The 18921-nt window shown below is 72.7% G+C and carries 19 protein-coding genes; 8 read left to right on the top strand and 11 right to left on the bottom strand.

Annotation, left to right across the window (positions count from 1 at the left end; all coding sequences use genetic code 11):
* Positions 1–47: 47 nt before the first annotated feature.
* The 3 genes from ACFWYM_RS01530 to ACFWYM_RS01520 form a co-directional block, all read right to left on the bottom strand.
* A complete protein-coding gene (locus tag ACFWYM_RS01530; RefSeq protein ID WP_384828691.1) occupies positions 48–1016 on the bottom strand; it encodes an SMP-30/gluconolactonase/LRE family protein in 969 nt (322 codons plus the stop codon).
* Positions 1017–1183: 167 nt separating this feature from the next.
* A complete protein-coding gene (locus ACFWYM_RS01525; protein WP_384828689.1) occupies positions 1184–1399 on the bottom strand; it encodes a hypothetical protein in 216 nt (71 codons plus the stop codon).
* Between the two features lie 13 nt (positions 1400–1412).
* Positions 1413–2531 (bottom strand): serine hydrolase domain-containing protein, encoded by a 1119-nt coding sequence (locus tag ACFWYM_RS01520; RefSeq protein ID WP_384828833.1) that lies wholly within the window; start codon positions 2529–2531, stop codon positions 1413–1415.
* Between the two features lie 133 nt (positions 2532–2664).
* Here ACFWYM_RS01520 and ACFWYM_RS01515 point away from each other — a divergent pair, with 133 nt between their 5' ends.
* Positions 2665–3324: a TetR/AcrR family transcriptional regulator gene (locus tag ACFWYM_RS01515; protein WP_384828687.1), complete on the top strand. Its 660-nt coding sequence runs from the start codon at positions 2665–2667 to the stop codon at positions 3322–3324.
* Positions 3325–3363: 39 nt separating this feature from the next.
* Here the strand turns inward: ACFWYM_RS01515 and ACFWYM_RS01510 are convergent, their stop codons facing one another.
* Positions 3364–3780 (bottom strand): MerR family transcriptional regulator, encoded by a 417-nt coding sequence (locus tag ACFWYM_RS01510; protein WP_384828685.1) that lies wholly within the window; start codon positions 3778–3780, stop codon positions 3364–3366.
* A gap of 64 nt (positions 3781–3844) precedes the next feature.
* Between ACFWYM_RS01510 and ACFWYM_RS01505 the strand changes: the two genes are divergently transcribed.
* From ACFWYM_RS01505 to ACFWYM_RS01490, 4 genes are all read left to right on the top strand, one after another.
* Positions 3845–4756 (top strand): NAD(P)-dependent oxidoreductase, encoded by a 912-nt coding sequence (locus ACFWYM_RS01505; protein WP_384828683.1) that lies wholly within the window; start codon positions 3845–3847, stop codon positions 4754–4756.
* Between the two features lie 106 nt (positions 4757–4862).
* Positions 4863–5111 carry a hypothetical protein gene (locus tag ACFWYM_RS01500; protein ID WP_384828681.1) on the top strand — a complete coding sequence of 83 codons (249 nt, stop codon included), beginning with the start codon at positions 4863–4865 and terminating at the stop codon, positions 5109–5111.
* A 35-nt stretch (positions 5112–5146) separates the two neighbouring features.
* Entirely contained in the window at positions 5147–5764 is a 618-nt protein-coding gene (locus ACFWYM_RS01495) for a chemotaxis protein CheB (protein ID WP_384828679.1), read from the top strand.
* Between the two features lie 543 nt (positions 5765–6307).
* Entirely contained in the window at positions 6308–7357 is a 1050-nt protein-coding gene (locus ACFWYM_RS01490; protein ID WP_384828677.1) for an aldo/keto reductase, read from the top strand.
* 40 nt (positions 7358–7397) lie between these two features.
* Here the strand turns inward: ACFWYM_RS01490 and ACFWYM_RS01485 are convergent, their stop codons facing one another.
* The 4 genes from ACFWYM_RS01485 to ACFWYM_RS01470 all read right to left on the bottom strand — a co-directional run bounded on the left by ACFWYM_RS01485 (position 7398) and on the right by ACFWYM_RS01470 (position 12781).
* Entirely contained in the window at positions 7398–8090 is a 693-nt protein-coding gene (locus ACFWYM_RS01485) for a response regulator (protein WP_384828675.1), read from the bottom strand.
* Positions 8087–9418 (bottom strand): sensor histidine kinase, encoded by a 1332-nt coding sequence (locus ACFWYM_RS01480; protein WP_384828673.1) that lies wholly within the window; start codon positions 9416–9418, stop codon positions 8087–8089. Before ACFWYM_RS01480 ends, ACFWYM_RS01485 begins: the two co-directional genes overlap by 4 nt.
* An 8-nt stretch (positions 9419–9426) precedes the next feature.
* Entirely contained in the window at positions 9427–11679 is a 2253-nt protein-coding gene (locus ACFWYM_RS01475; protein WP_384828671.1) for an MMPL family transporter, read from the bottom strand.
* Between the two features lie 208 nt (positions 11680–11887).
* A complete protein-coding gene (locus ACFWYM_RS01470; RefSeq protein WP_384828669.1) occupies positions 11888–12781 on the bottom strand; it encodes a LysR family transcriptional regulator in 894 nt (297 codons plus the stop codon).
* An 84-nt stretch (positions 12782–12865) separates the two neighbouring features.
* Here ACFWYM_RS01470 and ACFWYM_RS01465 point away from each other — a divergent pair, with 84 nt between their 5' ends.
* The gene (locus tag ACFWYM_RS01465; RefSeq protein ID WP_384828667.1) at positions 12866–13912 is read left to right on the top strand and encodes a DMT family transporter; all 1047 of its coding nucleotides are present in this window, start codon (positions 12866–12868) and stop codon (positions 13910–13912) included.
* 25 nt (positions 13913–13937) lie between these two features.
* A complete protein-coding gene (locus tag ACFWYM_RS01460) occupies positions 13938–15500 on the top strand; it encodes an MFS transporter (RefSeq protein ID WP_384828665.1) in 1563 nt (520 codons plus the stop codon).
* Positions 15501–15556: 56 nt separating this feature from the next.
* Here the strand turns inward: ACFWYM_RS01460 and ACFWYM_RS01455 are convergent, their stop codons facing one another.
* The gene (locus ACFWYM_RS01455) at positions 15557–16003 is read right to left on the bottom strand and encodes a carboxymuconolactone decarboxylase family protein (protein WP_384828663.1); all 447 of its coding nucleotides are present in this window, start codon (positions 16001–16003) and stop codon (positions 15557–15559) included.
* A 94-nt stretch (positions 16004–16097) separates the two neighbouring features.
* Between ACFWYM_RS01455 and ACFWYM_RS01450 the strand changes: the two genes are divergently transcribed.
* The gene (locus ACFWYM_RS01450; protein WP_384828661.1) at positions 16098–16997 is read left to right on the top strand and encodes a sigma-70 family RNA polymerase sigma factor; all 900 of its coding nucleotides are present in this window, start codon (positions 16098–16100) and stop codon (positions 16995–16997) included.
* On the opposite strand, the gene ACFWYM_RS01445 is transcribed toward ACFWYM_RS01450, so the two are convergent.
* Together ACFWYM_RS01445 and ACFWYM_RS01440 are read right to left on the bottom strand one after the other, a co-directional pair.
* Positions 16975–18018, bottom strand: coding sequence for an alcohol dehydrogenase catalytic domain-containing protein (locus ACFWYM_RS01445; protein ID WP_384828659.1), 1044 nt, complete (start codon positions 18016–18018; stop codon positions 16975–16977). The two genes, ACFWYM_RS01450 and ACFWYM_RS01445, sit on opposite strands and share 23 nt — an antisense overlap.
* A gap of 94 nt (positions 18019–18112) precedes the next feature.
* Positions 18113–18886: an alpha/beta hydrolase gene (locus ACFWYM_RS01440; RefSeq protein WP_384828657.1), complete on the bottom strand. Its 774-nt coding sequence runs from the start codon at positions 18884–18886 to the stop codon at positions 18113–18115.
* Positions 18887–18921: the final 35 nt, after the last annotated feature.

Here is an 18921-nt window from a genome sequence, read left to right as displayed (position 1 = left end):
CGGACCGGGGTCGGTCCGGGGTCGGGCGGGGATCGGTCCGGGGTCGGTCAGGCCGGCCCGGTCTCCCTTGCGGGCGGCGGTGGCAGCTCCGTCGCCGCGAGCACCCCGCCCCGCAGGCTGCCGAGCCACAGCCGTCCCCCGGCGTGGTACGCGCTGGTCGCGATGCGGAAGCCCCGGGGCCGCCGCCGGACGTCGTGGACCGTGCGGCCGTCCGGGGCGAGGGCGAGTGCGCGGACCGAAGGGCGCGGGCCCGGCAGCAGACGCGGCGGCAGCGCCGCGAGCGTCCGGCGCAGGGCCGCCGGGCCCCTGTGCAGCAGTTCGACCAGCGGGTCGCGCGGTCCGGCGAGCGCGACCCAGATCAGGCCGTCGTCCGCGACCGTGAGGTTGTCGGGGAAGCCGGGCAGCGCATCGGCCAGGACGTCGTGCTCCCCGGCCCGCTCACCGTCGAGCCGGACGCGGACGAGGCGGTACGCGCCGGTCTCGGCGACCACCGCGTACGACTCGTCCGCGGTGAGGACCACGCCGTTGGCGAACTGGAGGCCGTCGAGGAGGACTTCGGCGGAACCGTCGGGGGAGAGGCGGATCAGCCGGCCGGTGCCGATGTGCTCCAGCAGGTCGCGCTTCCAGTCCGGCAGGCCGTGGCGGGCACTGGCATCGGTCACGTACACGGTCCCGTCCCGGGCCTCCACCACGTTGCTGCACAGGCCCAGCGGGACGCCCTGCGCGGCGGTGAGCAGGACGCGTACCGTCCGCGTGGCGAGGTCGACCGCCAGCAGCCCGCGCTCGGCGTCGCACACGAGCAGCGTGCCGTCGGACCGCAGCGTCAGGCCCAGCGGGCGTCCGCCGGTGTGGGCCACCTCGCGCACCCGGCCGGTGGCGGGGTCGACGCACAGGATGCGCCCGTCCGCCACACCGGTCAGGAGCCCGCCCCTGCCGTCACCGGTGACGTGTTCGGGCCCTTCCCCGCCGAGAGGCAGCAGCCGCAAGTCGGCGGACCTGCTGCTCCTTCGGGTCATCGGCACTCCTGCCGGTCGTCGGCGGCACGCTCGCGGCGGGCCCGTATGCAGCGGGTCATCTGCTCAGCGTAGGGGGGAGGGCGACGCACAGTCAGACCCTGGCGGCGATCGCACCGAGGCAACCGGCCGACAGCGGCGGCTGCTTGGGGAGGAGCGGCGGTCGGCCGTCAGCGCGGAGTGAGCCGGAACTGGCTCTCGCGTTCCTGGTCCCCGGACACCGACCCCGTGTCCTCGACGGAGAAGGCATGCGTGAGCGCCGCGCGGACGGTCGTCACGTCATGGGGCGCGCCCTGCGCGGTCAGGGACACCGGGCCGTCGAGACCGCCCGTCCGCGTCGCCCCCGGCCCGGACGCCGCGTCCGCGCCTGCCGGCCGTGCTCGCACACGCGATCCCGTGTCAGCCGTACATCGCCACCTGATACAGCGCCTCCAGCGCGGCGTCGACGGGATGGGGCTGGGGCCTGCCCGTGGAGTCGAGGGTGTGCCAGCGCTGGAGGTTCACGGCGACGGCCAGTTGGCGCCCGCCGTCGGCGCGGGTCATGGCCAGGGTGCCGGCGCCCCAGGTCGTGCCGCCGTGGCCCCAGAAGGCGGGCCGGCCGGGCGACTTCATCGGGTACAGGCCGAGGCCGTACTCGATGAGCTTGCCCTCCTGGGAGACGACCGGGACGGTGTGTTGCATCTGGGCGAGGGACGACGGGCTGACGATCTCGCCGGCCAGCAGCATGCCGAAGAAGCGGTTGAGGTCCGCGACGGTCGATATCAGCGAGGCCGCCGGTCCCACGAAGGACATGTCGTAGACGCTGAAGTCGCGCGGCGGGTCGATCATCCCGAACCACGACTCGTAGATCTGTGAGTGCGGTCCGTCGATGTGCGGTCCGGTGGGGAGTTCGGTGTCGCGGAGCCCGGCGCGCTCGATGATGTTCTCGGTGATGCACTGCTCGGCCGTCGTGCCGGTCACCTCTCCCAGGAGTTCGGCCAGGAGCAGGTAGTTGGTGTTGGAGTACACCCCGGGAGTGCTGCCCGGGGCGCCGGCGGGAGGTGCGTCGACGCCCATCGCGGTCAGCTCGGTGCGGTCGAACCGAGTGAACCGGCTGTCGTCCAGGCTCTGCGGCCCGGTCTTCGCGGGTACCGGGAACCCCTTGAGGGAGGGGTAGGCGTACGGGAGGTACTCGGCGAGGCCGCTGGTGTGGTTGATCAGCATCCGGACCGTGATCGCGTCGCCGCGGGGTCCGGGGACCAGCTTGGGAAGGTATGTGCCGATCGGCGCGTCCAGATCGATCCGGCCGCGCTCGGCCTGCTGCAGCACCGCGGCGACGGTGAAGGGCTTGGTGACGCTGCCGACGCGGTGGCGCATGTCGGCGGTGACGGGGCGGCCGGTGGTGACGTCGGCGACGCCCGCGGCGCCGCGCCAGACCTGGTCGCCGTCGCGCACCTCGGCGAACAGGCCGGGCATGCCGGCCTGGTGGACGTTCTCCAGGGCGGCGTTCAGCTGTGCGGGATCCAACTCGCTGCTCACTGCAGGGCTCACGGCAGGCGTCCTCTCGTAGTCCCGGGGCGGGCCCCCGGCACGCACTGATGCCCCGATTATGCACGCAGTGCGTGCAACGGCAAGTGCATAGGTTAGGCTGAGGGCCGGAGAGAGGAGCGAAATGGCAGGTCGCAGGCGCTGGTCGACCGAAGAGATCCTGGATGCGGCGGCGGAGCTGCTGCGCACGAGCGACGCCGAGTCGTTCAGCGTGCGCAAGCTCGCCGCGACGCTCGGGACGGACTCCTCCAGCCTCTACCGGCACTTCCGCAGCAAGACGGAGCTGCTGCGGGCGGTCGCGGACCGGGTCCTTGTGGCCGCCATGGACGGCTACCGCCCCGAGGGTGACTGGAAGCAGCGCATCACCGCCCTCGCGCTGCGGGTGCGCGAGGCGTTCGGGCAGCAGCCCCAACTCGCCGCGGCCTGGGGGCGCTACGCGTCGGGCGGCGCCGGTTCCCGGCTGGTCATGGAGGAAGTCCTGCAGGCGCTACGGGAGTCGGGGCTGCCCGACGAGGAGATCCCGGCGCGCTACCACCGACTCGTCGTGCTCATCGCCTCGTTGATCGCCTCCGAGGCCGGGGTCAGCATCATGACCGCCGAGGAGTACGAACAGGGCATGGAGCTGTTCCGCGTCGCCGTACTGGGCGCCGACCCCGAACGCTTCCCCGCCCTGGCCCACTTCGCCCGCGACGTCCGCCCTCTCGGGGCGGACCGACAGGCCGCGTTCGAGGAGATCCTCGCCGCTCAACTCGCCCAGATCGAGGCCGAGATCGGTCCCAGGTAGCCGACCGGCTCGCGGCGCCGACCGGACCGCGGGACGGGTTCAGTGGGTGACGGCTTCCCCGAGAGCCGGAGCAAGGCAGGCATCCGCATCGACGTCCTCGCCGGACGGCGGCGCAGCGGCAATGACGGTGTCCAGCGTGGTGCGCGCGGTTACGAGATCCGCTATCGCGCGGTCGATGCGCTCTCGCTCCCGGTGCAGATCGGGGAGCATCCCGGAGCAGGCAGGCATCAGCACCTGGCCGTCGTTGACCGTGCAGGGCAGCAGCTCGGCGATGGTGCGGGTGCTGAGGCCGGCGGCCAGGAGGGTACGGATGCTCTGCACCGTACGGACGTCCCCTTCCTCGTACTCGCGGTATCCGCTGGGCCGCCGTCGCGGTGCCAGCAGGCCCTGTTCCTCGTAGTAGCGCAGCAGCCGCTGGCTGACGCCGGTCCTGCGGGAAAAGGCTCCTATGCGCACGTGACCGCCCTCACACAGTGACTCGTTGACTCTCACACCGATGTGAAACCCTAACGTGCCGCTCATGACAACGCAGAGCTCAAATTCCCACCTCAGCACGCCCGTTACCGTCGTCGGCCTGGGCCCCATGGGCATGGCGCTCGCCGAGACACTCCTCGGCAAAGGACACCCCCTGACGGTCTGGAACCGGACTCCGGGGAAGGCCGACGGCCTGGTCGCCAAGGGGGCCCACCGCGCGGCGACCCTCGCCGAGGCGGTGTCCGCGAGCCCGGTCACGGTGATGTGCCTCAAGGACTACGACGCCATGTACCGGATCTTCGACCCGGTCGCTGACACCCTGGCGCACCGCACCCTGGTCAACCTCAACTCCGGTACGCCGAAGGAGGCTCACGCGGCGGTCAGCTGGGCCGAGGCCCACGACCTCGCGTACCTCGACGGGGCGATCATGGTGCCGCCGCCACTCGTCGGGCATCCCGAATCCGTCTTCCTGTACAGCGGTTCGCGGGAAGTCTTCGACAAGCACCGGGCGGCGCTGGCGAGTCTGGGCGACCCCCGCTTCCTCGGCGCCGACCCCGGCCTCGCGGTCCTCCACAACACGGCACTGCTCGAAATGATGTACGCGACCATGAACGGCTGGCTCCATGCGACGGCCCTGGTCGGCTCGGCGAACGTCTCGGCGGTGGACTTCGCCGAGATCGCCCTCGGCTGGTTCATGCCCGCAGTCGTGAACCCCACGACGCTCCTCGCCCAGGCGCCCGACCTGGACCGGGCCCACTATCCCGGCGACCTCGGCACCCTGGACATGAACCTGAACGCGCTGGAACACATCGCCCGCACCAGCCAGGAACAGGGCGTCCACTCCGACCAGCCCCGGCAGATGAAGGAGCTCGCCGAGCAGGCGCGCGCCGCCGGTCACGGCGACCAGAACTACCTGTCCGTCTTCGAGGTCTTCAAGAAGGCGACGCAGGGCAGGTGATTCCCGTACGGTTTCGGGCTTGCCCCTGCGGGCACTCGTCCGGCGGCTGACGTGCGGATTCCCCGGCTCCGGGGCATGACACGTGGCTGCTGAGGCGGAGGACAGCGTGACTGACGGCAGGCCGGAGACACCGGCCCATGGCGACGAGCCGAACACCGCACCGATACCGCGGGACTTGCCGGACCAGCAGGCCCTGCCCGACGAGGACCCCTGGGACCGCGCCTCCCTGCGGCTCGCGGCGAGCAATGCGGCCCGCAGCCTCTGGGGGTACGTCGAGAGCGACGGCCTGACCGTCGTGCTCCGCACCTCCGAGACGGGCGCGCCCCGGCCGGCCGTTGCCCCGTCGCCGGCCTGACGGACGGGGGCGGGCCCTCCCTCATGTGCACAGGCATGAGCGCAGGCTCACGGTCACGGGCCGGTTCGGGCCGCGGCTGCGGCGCGGTGCTGGTGGCGGCCTCCGCCGGAGGCGTGCAGAGCCTGGGGGTGCTGCTGGGCGGTCTTGAGGGGACGCTGCCGGTTCCCGTACTGGTGGCCCAGCACCTGAGGCGCGCACGCGAGACCCGGATCGTCACCGTCCTGTCGCGCTCCACCCCGCTCCCCGTCAAGCTGGCCCAGGAGGGAGAAGACCCTCAGGCGGGCACCGTGTACATCGCGCCGCCGGACCGGCACCTGTGTGTGAACGCGGGCGGGGTGCTGGGCCTGAGCGCGGCGGGCCCGGTCAACTTCGCGCGGCCGGCGGCCGACCCGCTCTTCGAGTCGGCCGCGCGGGCGCACGGGCCACGGATCATCGCCTGCGTGCTCACCGGCGCCGACAGCGACGGAGCCCGGGGCGTGCGCTCGGTCAAGGCGCAGGGCGGCATCGTCATCGCGCAGGACCCGATGTCGGCGGTCTTCCAGGGCATGCCCAAGGCCGCCGTCGAGACCGGCAACTGCGACTTCGTCCTTCCTCTCGGCGACATCGCCCCGGTGATCGGGCGGGTTCTGCGCCGAGGTTGGCCGGAGAGTTGATGGCGGGACCAGGGTCAGGGCCGGATCACCGTGTCCCACGTCCTCGCCATGGCCACAGCACCCTGCCGATCGAGGCGAGCGCGCGCAGCGGGGGCTTGCGGGCAGCTACGCGTGCGAATGCCTCGAACTCCGAGGCGAAATGGGGGTCTTGGCACAGAGCCTGCTCGATCCGGCTCAGCGCCCGACGCTCCGGGGAGTCAAGTGGCCGCGCATTCACCATGCCGATCCAGGCAGATGGCCGGACGGCCGCTTCAGTCGGACGGCAGCGCTTCAACGAGGGCGCCCCGGGCGTCATGATGTCGCGGGCGGTGGTCATGGGGTGTCTCCCTGCTGACGAGCGTGGTGAGGCGTGCCCTTGCCGGGTGCCCGGGACCGTTCCGGTCACACACGGTCCGGTCGCAGGGGTGCGCGGGCGCGAAGGTGCTTCTGCTGGAACTACGTTCGGCCGAGGGCTGGGTAGCCCCCGCGGCCTGGCGAAACATGGAGGTCGGCGCCGGGGGGGCAACGGCGCGGAGACCTCAACTCGCAGGAGAAGCAACCAACATGAGCAGCCTTCCCACCCTCGCGCTCGGCACCACCGGCATGGACATCACCCGCGTCGGCTTCGGCTCCTGGGCGGTCGCCGGTTCCGGCTGGCGCTTCAGCTGGGGCGCCACCGACGACGCCGAGTCCGTCGCCGCGATCCGCCACGCCGTCACCTCCGGCGTCAACTGGATCGACACCGCCGCCGTCTACGGGCTCGGGCACTCCGAGGAACTCGTGGGCAAGGCCGTCGCCGACCTCCCCGAGGCGGACCGCCCGTACCTCTTCACCAAGGCCGGCCTGGTCTGGGACCCGCGTAATCCGGCCGCCGCGCCCCGGCGGATCATGAAGCCCGCGAGCGTACGCCGCGAGGTCGAGGACTCGCTGCGGCGGCTTGGCGTCGATCACATCGACCTGTACCAGGTGCACTATCCCGACACCGGTGAATCGTTGGAGTACGCCGGTGGCGGCTTCGGCGCCGTGTCGCCCAACGCCACGCCGCTGGAGGAGTACTGGCAGGTGATGGCCGATCTGAAGGCCGAGGGCAAGGTGCGCGCGATCGGTCTGTCCAACCACTCGGCGGACGAGCTGGAGCGCGCCGAGGCCGTCGCCCACGTGGACGTCATCCAGCCGCCCTTCTCGGCGATCAACCGCTCCGCGGCCGCCGAGATCGCCTGGGCCAAGGCCCATGACACCGGCGTCATCGTCTACTCCCCGATGCAGTCGGGCCTGTTGACCGGCGCCTTCACCAAGGAGCGGGCCGCCGCGCTCACCGCCGACGACTGGCGCTCGGGCCACGCCGACTTCACCACCGGCCTCGACGCCAATCTCGCCCTGGCCGAGGCCCTGCGTCCCGTCGCCGCCCGCCACCGGGTGTCCGTCGCCGAGGTGGCCATCGCCTGGGCCCTGGCCTGGCCCGGTCTGACCGGTGCCATCGTCGGCGCCCGCAGCCCGCGGCAGGTCGACGGCTGGGTCGACGCCGGGTCGCTCGCCCTCACCGAGGCCGACCTGGCGGAGATCGCCGGGGCCATCGTGCGCACCGGCGCGGGCGCGGGCCCGGCTCGTCCGTAGCGCCGTGGACGTCATGTCCACGGCGGCACCGCACCCCGACCTACGGCAGCCGGTCGGTGCCGCCGTCGGGGGCGGCGTGGGCCAGGCCCGTCCGGTAGGCGATGACGACGAGTTGGGCCCGGTCGCGGGCCTCCAGCTTCGTCATGGCGCGCTGCACATGGGCGCGGACGGTGAAGGGACTGAGGTACATCCGCTCGGCGATCTCCTGGTTGGAGAGGCCGGTCGCGACCAGGGCCACCATCTCGCGTTCGCGCGGGGTGAGTAAGGCGAGCTGTCCGGGGTCCTGCTGCGCGGCCGGGTCCGGGGTGGCGAGGAAGCGGGTGACCAGGGAGCGGGTCGCGGCGGGGGAGAGGAGGGTGTCGCCGTCTGCGATCGTCCGCACGGCGTGCAGCAGGTCCTCGGCCCCGATGCCCTTGCCGATGAAGCCCCCGGCTCCCGCGCGCAGCGCCTGGGCGACGTACTCGTCCGTCTCGTACGTGGTGAGGATCAGGATGCGGCTGGCCCGCAGCTCCGGGTCCGCGCAGATCTCCGTCGTGGCGGTGAGACCGTCCACCTCGGGCATACGGATGTCCATGATCACCACGTCCGGGCGCAGCTCCCGGGTGAGCCGCACCGCCTCCCTGCCGTCGCCGGCCTCACCGACCACAGTGATGTCGTCGGCGGAGTCGAGGAGCATGCGGAAGGCGCTGCGCAGCAGGGCCTGGTCGTCGGCGAGCAGCACGCGGAGCGTCACGACGCATCCCCGGCCTCTCCGTCGCCCGTTCCTCCATTGCGTGACGCGCCGTCAGTCATCTTTCCCTCAAGGGGTGTTGCCCGGTCGTCAGCCCTGCGCGCCGCGTCCTTGGCGGGCGGCAGCGGCAGTTGGGTGGAGACGAGGAAGCCGCCCTCGGGGCGCCTGCCCGCGGAGAGGTGTCCTCCGATCGCGGTGGCCCGTTCCCGCATCCCGATCAGACCGTAACCGGGCGCACGGTCTCCGTGGCCGCTCTCCGTGGCCGCGGCCGGCACCGTGCGGGCGCTCCCTCCGTCGTCGGCGATGGTGAGGGTGACGCGGTCGCGGTCCCAGTCGATGCGGACCTGGGCGGTGCCGCTGGCGGCGTGCTTGGTCACGTTGGTCAGGGCCTCCTGGACGATGCGGTACGCGGTGAGGTCCACGCCCGGCGGCAGCGGCCTGGCCGTGCCCTCCTGGTGCACCGAGACCTCCAGGCCCGCGCGGCGGAAGGACGCGAGGAGCGTGGGCAGTTGGGCGAGACCGGGGGCCGGTTCGGCGGGCCCGGCCGCGTCGCCGTCGTCGGTCTGGCGCAGCAGGCCGACCGTGGCCCGCAGGTCGTCGAGTGCGTCGCCGGTGGTCTCGACGAGTTCCTTCAAGCTCTTGCGGGTCTGTTCGGGGCGGGTGTCGAAGAGGTGGGCGGCGACGGTGGCCTGCGCGTTGGCCAGGGTGATCTGGTGGGCCACGAGGTCGTGCAGTTCGCGGGCGATGCGCACCCGTTCCTCGGCCACTCTCCGGCGGGCCTCGCTGTCCCGGCTCTCCTCGGCCCGCAGCGCCCGCTCCTCCACGGCGGCCAGGTAGGCCCGCCGGTTCTGCACCGAGCGACCGAGCACGCCGGCCACCAGCGGGAACGCCGCCACCGCCCCGACCCTGCTCGCGTCCTTCCACGAGAGGGCCCCGAACAGGGGGGTGGCGGCGAGGAGCAGCGCCGCGGAGATGAGCAACACCGCGATCGCCGCGCGCCGTTCGTTGCGCACGGTGCGCGCGTAGGAGTACGCGGTGATCACGGCGGGGGCCACGATGAGCGGGCTCAGCAGGAGGCCCAGGGGCGGCACCAGCATGCCGCTCGCGGTGGTGACCGCCATGACGGCCAGGGGCGCCCGGTGCCGTAGCGGCAGCACGGCACTGGACACCACGGCGAGGACGTAGGCGGCGACGGACGGCGGTGAGAGCGGGCCGTCGTCGTCGCGCAGCACGCCGCCGAGCAGGCAGAGCGCGAACGCCGTCGCCGTGACCGCTGCCTCCCGCCACCACCTGCCGCGTGGTCGCGGGCCGCCGACCCCTGTGTCCGTCATGGCCGCCCTCAGTGCCGGTGCCGGCCGACGGGGAGCGGCGGGGGCGGAGGCGGCACGGCCGCGTCCGGCGCGGCCGCGGGGGCCGGGACGTGCCTGGTCAGCTTCTCGCCCTCGATGTCCACGTTCGGCAGCACACGGCTCAGGATACGAGGCAGCCACCAGGCCCGGTGGCCGAGCAGGGCGAGGACGGCGGGCACGATCGCCATCCGGACCACGAAGGCGTCGAAGGCGACGGCGGCGGCGAGGCCGACGCCCATCGTCTGGATGGTCGGGCTGCTCATGCCGATGAACCCGGCGAACACGCTGACCATGATGATCGCCGCCGCGGCCACCACGCGTCCGCTGTGCCGGAATCCGCCCACGATGGCCTCGCCGGGGGCCGCGCCGTGGACGTATGCCTCCCGCATCCGGGAGAGGAGGAAGACCTCATAGTCCATGGCGAGGCCGAACACGATGCCGATGATGAGGATCGGCATCAGCGACATGACCGGTCCGGTCTGCTCGATGCCGATCAGGTCCGCCCCCCAGCCCCACTGGAAGACGGCGACGAGGACGCCGAAGGCGGCACCCACCGACAGCAGGAAGCCGAGCGCTGCCTTGACCGGTACCAGGATCGAGCGGAAGACCACCATCAGCAGGAGCACGGCCAGGCCGATGACGACGGCCAGATAGGGGAGGAGGGCGTCGGACATGGCTTCGGAGATGTCGATGTTCATCGCGGTGGTGCCGGTCACCAGGATGCCGGCGCCGGTGTCGGCCTCGACGCCGGAGACCGCGCCCCGGATCGCGTGCACCAGGTCCTTGGTCTCGCCGCTGTTCGGCGCGGTCTTCGGGACGGCGGTGAGGACGGCCGTGTCCTTGTCCTTGCTGAGGACCGGGTCACCGACCGACGCGACCCCGTACACTCCTCGTACGGTCGTGACGACCTGGTCCGTGGTGGCCCGGGTGGCACCGGACTTCGAGGTGTCCACGACGACGGTCAACGGGCCGTTGAAGCCGGGGCCGAAGCCGTCCGACAGCAGGTCGTAGGCGCGGCGCTCGGTGGTCTTGACCGACTTGGACTCGTCCCCGGGCAGCCCGAGTTCGAGGCTCAGCGCGGGCAGGGCGACGGTGCCGAGACCGAGTCCGGCGACCAGCAGGACGGGCACGGGGCGGCGCAGCACGAACCGCGCCCAGCGGGTGCCGAGCCCCACCTTGCGGGCCGTGGGCCCCGAGTGCTCGCTTCCGGGCCGGGTGGCCTTGCGGGTGGCGCGGGACAGCACCCGGCGGCCGAAGAAGCCGAACAGCGCGGGGACCAGCGTGAGCGCGACGAGTACGGCGAGGGCCACGGAGCCCGCGCCGCCCATGCCCATCTTGGTGAGTTCGGGGATGCCGACGACTCCGAGGCCGACCAGGGCGATGAAGACGGTCGCACCGGCGAAGACGACGGCGGATCCGGCGGTGCCCACCGCCCGGCCCGCGGCCTCCTCCGGCTCGCGGCCCTGGGCGCGCTCGTCGCGGAAGCGGGAGGTGATGAAGAGGGCGTAGTCGATGCCGACCGCGAGGCCCAGCATCAGCGACAGGATGGCGACGGTGGACGTCAGACCCAGCGGCACGGTGAGCGCGGAGACCAGGCCGAAGGCGATGGCCACCCCCACGAAGGCGGTCAGCAGCGACAGCCCGGCCGCGACCAGCGAGCCGAGGGCGAGGACGAGCACCACGGCCGCCACCGCCACGCCGATGATCTCCGTCGTACCGCCCGGCTCCTCCTCCGAGTCCAGGGCCGAGCCGCCGGTCTCCACGGTCAGCCCCGCGTCGCGGGCCTGGCCCGCGGCGTCCTCGAGAGCGCTCTTCGTCGACGCGGTCAGGTCGGCGGTGTCCGCGCTGTAGGTGACCGTGGCGTAGGCGATGGTGCCGTCCTTGCTGACGGCGCCGGTCTCATAGGGGTCGGTGACCGAGGCGACCTGCTCGCCCTTGTCCAGGGAGCCGAGCGTGTCCTCGACGGCCGCCTTGTGTTCCCTGGCCGTCACCCGCTGCCCGTCCGGGGCCTGGAACACCAGACGGGCCTCGGCGCCTTGGGAGTTGCTCTCGGGGAAGCGCTCGTCCAGCAGGTCGAACGCCTTCTGCGACTCGGTGCCGGGCATGGAGAGGTCCTCGTCCTCCCCCTCCGGCGCCACGGCGGCGGCAGCGACGGCCAGCACCAGGCCACCCAGCCACAGGCCGAGCACGAGCCGGCGCCGCCGGAAGGCCCACCGTCCGATCCGGTAAAGAAATGTCGCCACCTGTCGATCACTCCAGACGCCGCTAGGCAAGGGGAAGGCGCGCTGCGCGTGTGCGCGATGTCCGTTACGCGCTGCGCGGATGCGCGGATGCGCGGTTCTTACGCGCCTCCCACACTTCCCTCCGGCGTCCCTGCCGGGCATCGTCCGCCGTCGCCGTCTTCCCCTGGTGCGCCCGGACCAGCCGTGCAGGGGTCCTGGTGCGTACGCACTACACGAGGCGTGACCGCCTGACGAGGAGGTCGGTGACCAGGGCGAGGGGAGGCCAGTCCAGGCGGCCGTGGCGGGCGACGGCGTAGGAGCGCAGTGCCACGTCGGGGGCGGTGAGCGGGAGGAGCCGCACCGCGGGGAACGTGCCGGACCCGAGGGGGAGCAGGCCCACCCCGAGCCCGGCGGTGATCATGCTCTGTACGAGGTCGAGGCTGTCGGCCTGGTGGGTGATGCGGGGGGTGAAGCCCGCCATGGAGGCGAGGGTGCGGATGACGGTCTCGTCCGCGGTGTTGCGGGAGTTGACGATCCAGTCGTGCTCGGCGAACCGGGCGAAGACCTCCAGCGTCGTCCCCTCCCGGACGTCGGCCTGCGCGGGGACGCCCAGGCCCCAGGGGGCGGTCCACAGGGCGGTGGCGCTCACCGCGGGGTCCTCGGCCGCGGGGGCCAGGTTGTAGTCGTAGGTCAGGGCCAGGTCCGTCGCGTCCTCGGCCAGGAGTTGCAGGGCCTCGGCGGGTTCGTGTTCGCGGACCAGGATGCGCAGGCGGGGGTGGCTCGGGGCCAGGGCGGTGACGATGGGCAGCAGGTGGGTGCGGATGGCGGTGGCGAAGCCCGCGACGCGCAGGGTGCCGTTGGGCTCGCCTTCCGGGGCGAGGTCGAGGCGCGCCGTCTCGACGGCGGAGAGGATCGTCACCGCGTGCTCGGCGAGGCGGCGGCCCGCGGGCGTCAGCCGGACCAGGCGCCCGTGCGGCTCGGTCAGCGCGGTGCCCATGTCGTCCGCCAGGGCGGCGATCTGCTGCGAGACCGTCGAGGTGGTCGTGCTCAGCAGGTCGGCCACCGCGCGCATGGACCCCAGACGGGACAGCTCCACCAGCATCTGCAGTCGTCGGGTCTCCATCCCTTCATTGTCCATGTTTCACGAACGGACCATCCATGATCGGCACGTGGACATGAACGGTCGGCGGCCCGTCTACTGGCCCCCATGAGTTCGCCGCACCACCGCGCCGCACGGCTGCGCCTCCCCATGACCACCGCCGGGACCGGCGGAATCGTGATGGCCGTGGCCTCCATGTCCACCATCCAGCTCGGCCTCGCGCTCTCGGTCCCGCTGGTCGACCGGCTCGGAGCGCTGGGCACGACAGGGCTGCGGCTCGCGTGGGCGGGCGTGCTCCTGCTGGTCCTGGTGCGGCCCCGCCTGCGCCACTTCACCGGCCGTGACCTGCTGGCGTGCACCCTGCTCGGCTCGGTCAGCGCGGGGATGATGGTGTTCTTCATGCTGGCCGTGACGCGGCTGCCGCTCGGCACGGCCAGCGCGCTGGAGTTCCTCGGCCCGCTCGCCGTATCCCTCTGCGGCCCGGGCCGCGGCCGCAAGCGCTGGACCGTCATGGCCGCCCTCGGCGTCGCGGCGCTGACCGAGCCCTGGCACGGCGGCATCGACGCCGCGGGCGCGGGCTTCGCGCTGGCCGCCGCGGCCTGCTGGGCGGCCTACATCCTGCTGACCCAGCGCGTGGGCGACTCCGTGACGGGGCTGGGCGGGCTGGCCGTCTCCATGCCCGTCGCCGGACTCATCGGTCTCCTCGTCGCGGCGCCCTCCGACCTGGAACGCGTCACGTGGCCGCTGCTCGCGGCCATGCTGGGGCTGGCCGCCCTGAGCGCCGTGCTGCCCTTCGTCCTTGAGTTCCTCGCGCTGCGCCGCCTCACGGCCTCCGCCTTCGGGACTCTGATGAGCCTGGAGCCGGCCATCGCGCTGCTCGCCGGGCTGCTCGTGCTCGGTCAGACACCCGGCCTCGCGCCTGCGGTGGGGGTCGCCTTCGTGGTGATGGCGGGGGTCGGGGCGACCCGGGCCGGGGCCCGCACCGCCCCGGCACCGCAGGGACCTCCAGCAGCCCAGGGATCTCCGGCCGCCCAGGGATCTCCAGCACCCCAGAGTCCTCCAGCACTCCAGGGCCCTTCAGCGCCCCGGCCGTCTCTTGAGCCCCACCTCATGGGTGATCCAGGTCACTCCGCGCAGCACTCGACGCGCATATGAGACATCAATGTGTCATTCTTTACGCATGCGTCTCACGTCACCCGTCCTCGACCCCGCGCCCACGCGCCGCCCCACCGTCAACCGCTGGCTCGTGCTCGCGGTGCTCTCCGGCAGCCTGCTGCTCATCGCCATGGACACCACGATCCTGAACGTGGCGTTCCCCTCCCTCGTGGGCGATCTGCAGCCGGGCGCCGTCGAGCAGCTGTGGATCATCGACATCTACGCGCTCGCGCTCTCCGGGCTCCTCGTGACCGCCGGAGCGCTCGGGGACCGCTGGGGACGCAAGCGGCTGCTGCTCACCGGGTTCGCGATCTTCGCGTTCGCGTCGCTGCTCGCGGTGTTCGCCACCGCGGCCTGGCAGGTCATCGCGGCGCGGGCGCTCCTCGGCGTGGGCGGCGCGACGATCATGCCGTCGACGCTGTCGATCCTGCGCGACGTGTTCACCGACGCCCGGGAGCGCGCCTTCGCGTACGCGGTGTGGGCGGCCGTCTTCGGCGGCGGCATGGCGCTCGGCCCGGTGGTCGGCGGACTGCTCGTGCAGGACTACGGCTGGCACGCGGCGTTCCTGCTCAACATTCCCGTGGCCGCGCTGATCATCGCGCTCGGCGCCCGCATCCTGCCCGAGTCGCGCGCGCCGCGCACCGGGAGCTGGGACTGGTGGGGCGTCGGCCAGTCCGTCGTCGGCATGCTCGCCCTCGCGGGCGGCATCAAGCAGCTCGGCAAGAGCGGCCTCACGGACCCGCTGCCGTGGGCGCTGCTCGCGCTCGCGGCGGTGGCCCTGACCGTCTTCGTGCGCCGTCAACTCCGGCTCGAACAGCCGCTGTTGCAGGTCCGTCTCTTCACCCGGCGGCCCTTCAGCATCGCCGCGGCGGCGATCTTCCTCGGCATGGTCGGGATGGGCGCGGTGCTCTTCCTCGTCACGCAGTGGTTCCAGTACGGGCAGGGCTACTCGCCGCTGGAGGCGGGTGTCCGGCTGCTGCCCGCGCCGCTCGGCCTGATCGTCACGTCGATGCTGACGCCGTCGCTGATGCAGCGCTTCCCGATCCGGCACGTGATGGGTGCGGGCCTGGTGACGATGGCCGCGGGCCTCGCGCTCCCCTGGGTGTTCCAGAACGTCGGCTCCGGCGCCGTCGGCTATCCGGAGCTCGCCGTCTCTCTGGGCGTCCTGGGCCTGGGAGTCGGCGTCGCGACCACGGTCGCGTCCGTCACGCTGATGGCGGCCACCCCGGCGTCGGACGTCGGCGGCGCGGCCGCGATCGAGGAGACCTGCTACGAGCTGGGTGCGGCGATGGGCGTGGCGATCCTGGGCAGCCTCGCGACGGCGCTGTACCGAAGTGAGCTGCCCCAGCTGGGAGTTGACGCCTCCATCGCCGACAAGGTGCACGCGTCGGTGGGCGAGGCGGCCCATGTCGCCGAGTCCGTCGGCGGCGCGACCGGGCGCGCGCTGCTCGACGCCGCGTCGGGCGCGTACACGCACGCGCTGGGACCGACGCTCCTGGTCGGTGCGGCGCTCAGCGTCGCCGCGGCGGTGGCGGCTTGGGCGTGGGTGCCGCGCGGGCTGCGGCCTACTGAGGAGACGGTGCACTGAGGCGCTGAGGCGCTGGGGTGCGGGAGGGGACGGGTGCCGTCCCCTCCCCCCTCGGCTCACCAGCTCTTGCCGGCCTGCTCCCGGGTCGAGCGGTTGATGCGGTTGAAGAAGTTGGTCATCGCGACCTCCAGGACGATCGCGCCCAGTTGCTCCTGGGTGAAGTGCCCGGTGGCGGCGTCCCAGACCTCGTCGGTCACGCCCGGCGCGCCGTCCTGGATCCGGGTGGCGGCCTCGGTCAGCTCCAGGGCCGCCCGCTCCTCCTCGGTGAAGAAGGGCGTCTCGCGCCACGCGACCACGTTGTGCAGCCGCTCGTCGGTCTCACCCGTCTTCCTTGCCGACTCGACCGAGGCGAAGACGCACGGGCTGCAGCCGTTGATCTGGCTGGCCCGCAGGTGGATCAGCGACAGCAGGCGCTGGTCGACGCCCCCGGCGTGAATCGCCTTGTGGAGGTGCTGGATCGCGGTCACCAGGTCGGGGCTGGGGGCGCCCTTCATACGTGCCATACGTGCTTCCATCGGTCCTGCTCCTTCATCGGTTACCTGTGCCCCTCCGGGCCCGTCATCCCCATGACGGAGCGAAGCCGAGGAAGGTAACCACATGTCCGACACCAGTCCCATGGAGCTCACGGCCTCGTTGGCCGAAGCCTTCGAGTCCCAGCGCGACCGGCTGCGCGCGGTCGCGCACCGCATGCTCGGATCGCACGCCGACGCCGAAGACGTGGTCCAGGAGGCGTGGCTGCGGCTCTCCCGCCAGGACGCGGACACCATCCAGAACCTCTCCGGCTGGCTGACCACGGTCGTCGGCCGGCTCAGCCTCGACGTCCTGCGCTCACGCCAGGCCCGCCCCGAGTCGCCCTACCCCGAGTCGCCCTACGAGGACCCGCCGCCCGCGTACGTGGTGACGGCCGACGACGGCTCCGCCCCCGAGGACGGCGCGATACTCGCCGACTCGGTCGGCCTCGCGCTCCTCGTCGTCCTCGAATCGCTCCGGCCCGGCGAACGGCTGGCGTTCGTGCTGCACGACCTGTTCGCGGTGCCCTTCGACGAGATCGGCCAGATCCTCGGCAAGTCCACCGCCGCCACCAAGATGCTCGCCAGCCGCGCCCGCCGGAAGGTGCGCGCGACCGAACGGCCCGCAGCGGCCGGACGCGAGCAGCGAGAGGTGGTCCAGGCGTTCCTGGCGGCCGCCCGCGACGGGGACTTCGAGGAGTTGCTGCGCCTGCTCGACCCCGAGGTGCGGCGGACCGTCCACACCCCGAACGGCGTGGTCGTCACCCTCGGCGCCACCGAGGTCGCCGCCGGTGCGCGGCTGTCGGCGGGTGCGGCGACGCGGGGGCGGGCGGTGCTCGTCGACGGCCTGCCCGGAGTTCTCTCCCGGCACGAGGACGGCACTCCGCTCGCGGTCGTCGCGTTCACCGTCGTCGACGCCCGGATCACCGACATCACCGCCGTGGTCGACCCGGCCGAGCTGGCGCTCATGGTGCTTCCGGCACCATGACCACCTTGCCGAACTTCCCCGGCCCGGCCAGCCGGGCGTACGCGTCACGGTGCCGGTCAAGAGGGAAGGCGGCGTCGACAGGGACCCGTATCCGCCCCTCGGCCAGGAGCGGGAGGACGTGCGTGCGGACCGTGGCCGCGAGGAGGGCCTTCTCGGCGGGGGAGCGGCCACGGATGGTGGTGCCGATCAACTGGGCGCGCGCCACCATCAGATCGAACATGCGCAAGGGGGCCACCGTGCCGCCCTGGACCCCCACGACGAGGATCTTCCCCCGCGTACGCAACAGCTCGACCCGCCGTAAGCAGTCCTCCCCGCCGACCAGTTCGACGACGATGTCGTACGGGGCCCGGGTCCCCTCCTGGCCGGGCAGCACGACGTCCACGCTGCCGCCGCTCCCGCTCCCGCTCCCGTTCCCGTTCCCGTTCCCGCTCCCGTTCCCGTTCCCGTTCCCGTTCCCGTTCCCGTTCCCGCCGGGCACAAGTCCCCTTACCCGGTCGTGCAGTTCGGCCCGCCGCACACTCGCCACCACATGGGCGCCTGAAGCGGCGGCCACCTGCACCATGGCCGTACCGACCCCGCCCGCGGCCCCGGTGACCAGGACCCGGTCGCCCGCGCGCACCCCGGCCTGGACCACCAGGGCGTCCCAGGCGGTGCTGAACGCCTCCGGGAAACCCGCCGCCTCCGGCCAGGGCAGCTCCGCGGGCACCGGCAGCAGCAACTCGCCCGGCACCACGATCCGTTCGGCGTGCCCTCCGCCTCCCACGAGGGCCATGACCCGGTTGCCGACGCCCACTTCCGTGACGCCCGCGCCGACCTGCTCGACCTCACCGGCGACTTCGAGTCCGGGGATGTCGGCGGGCCAGCCCGGTGGCGCCGGGTAGTCGCCCCGGGCCTGCTGGAGATCGGCCGCGTTGAGCCCCGCGGCGCGCACCCGCACCACCACCAGTCCGGGCCCGGCGACTGGGTCGGGGCGCTGCGCGAGCCGGAATGTACCGCTGTCGTCGATCACAACTGCCTGCATGATCGCGCCCCTACCCGGACCGGCCACCGCTGACCCCGACCGCTTCGCCACCGACGCGGTCGGTGCGGCGGTGCGGTCGGGGTCAGCGGTGCGGCTACCTCAGGTGCCGGGTGAAGAACTGGGCCGCGGCGTCCCCCGCGAACTGCGGGACACCGGCGTGCCCGCCCATATTGGCGTTCAGCGTCTTCTCTTTGCTGCCGAAGGCGTCGAACAGGTCCAGGGCGGCCTGCCGGTGGCCCCCTTCGTCGTCCCACTGCAGCAGGACGTGCAGCGGAATGGTGACCTGGCGGGCCTCCTCGTAGATGGCGCGGGGCACGAAGCTCCCGGCGAACAGGACGGCTGCCGAGATGCGCGGCTCGACCACCGCGAGCCGGGTCCCGATGGAGATCACTCCCCCCGAGTACCCGACCGGGCCGCCGAGCTCGGGCAGCGCGAGGAGGGCATCCAGGGCGGTCTGCCATTCCGGGACCACCTGGTCGACCATCGGCAGGACGAGCCGGTCGATGATCTCGTCGCTGACGGGTTCACCGGCCTCCATGGCCCGGCGCAGGTCGGCACGGGCCTGCTCGGCTTCGGGCCAACGGGGCCGGTCACCGCTTCCAGGGAGCTCGATGGTGGCCGCGGCGAAGCCGTCCGCCGCGGCGTGCCGGGCCCGCGCCACCAGCCGGGGGTACATCTTGTCCAGTCCGAGCGGGGGGTGGCCGAGCAGGATCAGCGGCGCCGGTGCGGCTGCGGACGCGGTTGCGGGTGTCCACAGGATGCCGGGGATCTCGCCGAGGGGGCCGGGAGCGCCGAGGGTGAATGCGCGCTCGAGGACGCCGTCGTCGAGACGCTGTTCAGAGGTGAAGTGCTCAGGAGTGAGGTGCATGGTCGTGCCTTTCGGGAGAGCTGTGAAACGGCGCT

Source organism: Streptomyces sp. NPDC059009, from assembly GCF_042740175.1.
In the GTDB taxonomy this organism is placed as follows: Bacteria; Actinomycetota; Actinomycetes; order Streptomycetales; family Streptomycetaceae; genus Streptomyces.
This window is presented reverse-complemented; position numbering and strand designations above follow the sequence as displayed.

Bases quoted from the DNA above. Each gene is read 5' to 3' on its own strand.
- ACFWYM_RS01465 (WP_384828667.1), top strand. From the start codon at position 12,866: ATGAGTTCGCCGCACCACCGCGCCGCACGGCTGCGCCTCCCCATGACC.
- ACFWYM_RS01470 (WP_384828669.1), bottom strand. From the start codon at position 12,781: ATGGAGACCCGACGACTGCAGATGCTGGTGGAGCTGTCCCGTCTGGGG.
- ACFWYM_RS01505 (WP_384828683.1), top strand. From the start codon at position 3,845: ATGACAACGCAGAGCTCAAATTCCCACCTCAGCACGCCCGTTACCGTC.
- ACFWYM_RS01515 (WP_384828687.1), top strand. From the start codon at position 2,665: ATGGCAGGTCGCAGGCGCTGGTCGACCGAAGAGATCCTGGATGCGGCG.
- ACFWYM_RS01530 (WP_384828691.1), bottom strand. From the start codon at position 1,016: ATGACCCGAAGGAGCAGCAGGTCCGCCGACTTGCGGCTGCTGCCTCTC.
- ACFWYM_RS01440 (WP_384828657.1), bottom strand. From the start codon at position 18,886: ATGCACCTCACTCCTGAGCACTTCACCTCTGAACAGCGTCTCGACGAC.
- ACFWYM_RS01455 (WP_384828663.1), bottom strand. From the start codon at position 16,003: ATGGCACGTATGAAGGGCGCCCCCAGCCCCGACCTGGTGACCGCGATC.
- ACFWYM_RS01480 (WP_384828673.1), bottom strand. From the start codon at position 9,418: ATGACGGACACAGGGGTCGGCGGCCCGCGACCACGCGGCAGGTGGTGG.
- ACFWYM_RS01460 (WP_384828665.1), top strand. From the start codon at position 13,938: ATGCGTCTCACGTCACCCGTCCTCGACCCCGCGCCCACGCGCCGCCCC.
- ACFWYM_RS01495 (WP_384828679.1), top strand. From the start codon at position 5,147: ATGAGCGCAGGCTCACGGTCACGGGCCGGTTCGGGCCGCGGCTGCGGC.
- ACFWYM_RS01445 (WP_384828659.1), bottom strand. From the start codon at position 18,018: ATGCAGGCAGTTGTGATCGACGACAGCGGTACATTCCGGCTCGCGCAG.
- ACFWYM_RS01450 (WP_384828661.1), top strand. From the start codon at position 16,098: ATGTCCGACACCAGTCCCATGGAGCTCACGGCCTCGTTGGCCGAAGCC.
- ACFWYM_RS01490 (WP_384828677.1), top strand. From the start codon at position 6,308: ATGAGCAGCCTTCCCACCCTCGCGCTCGGCACCACCGGCATGGACATC.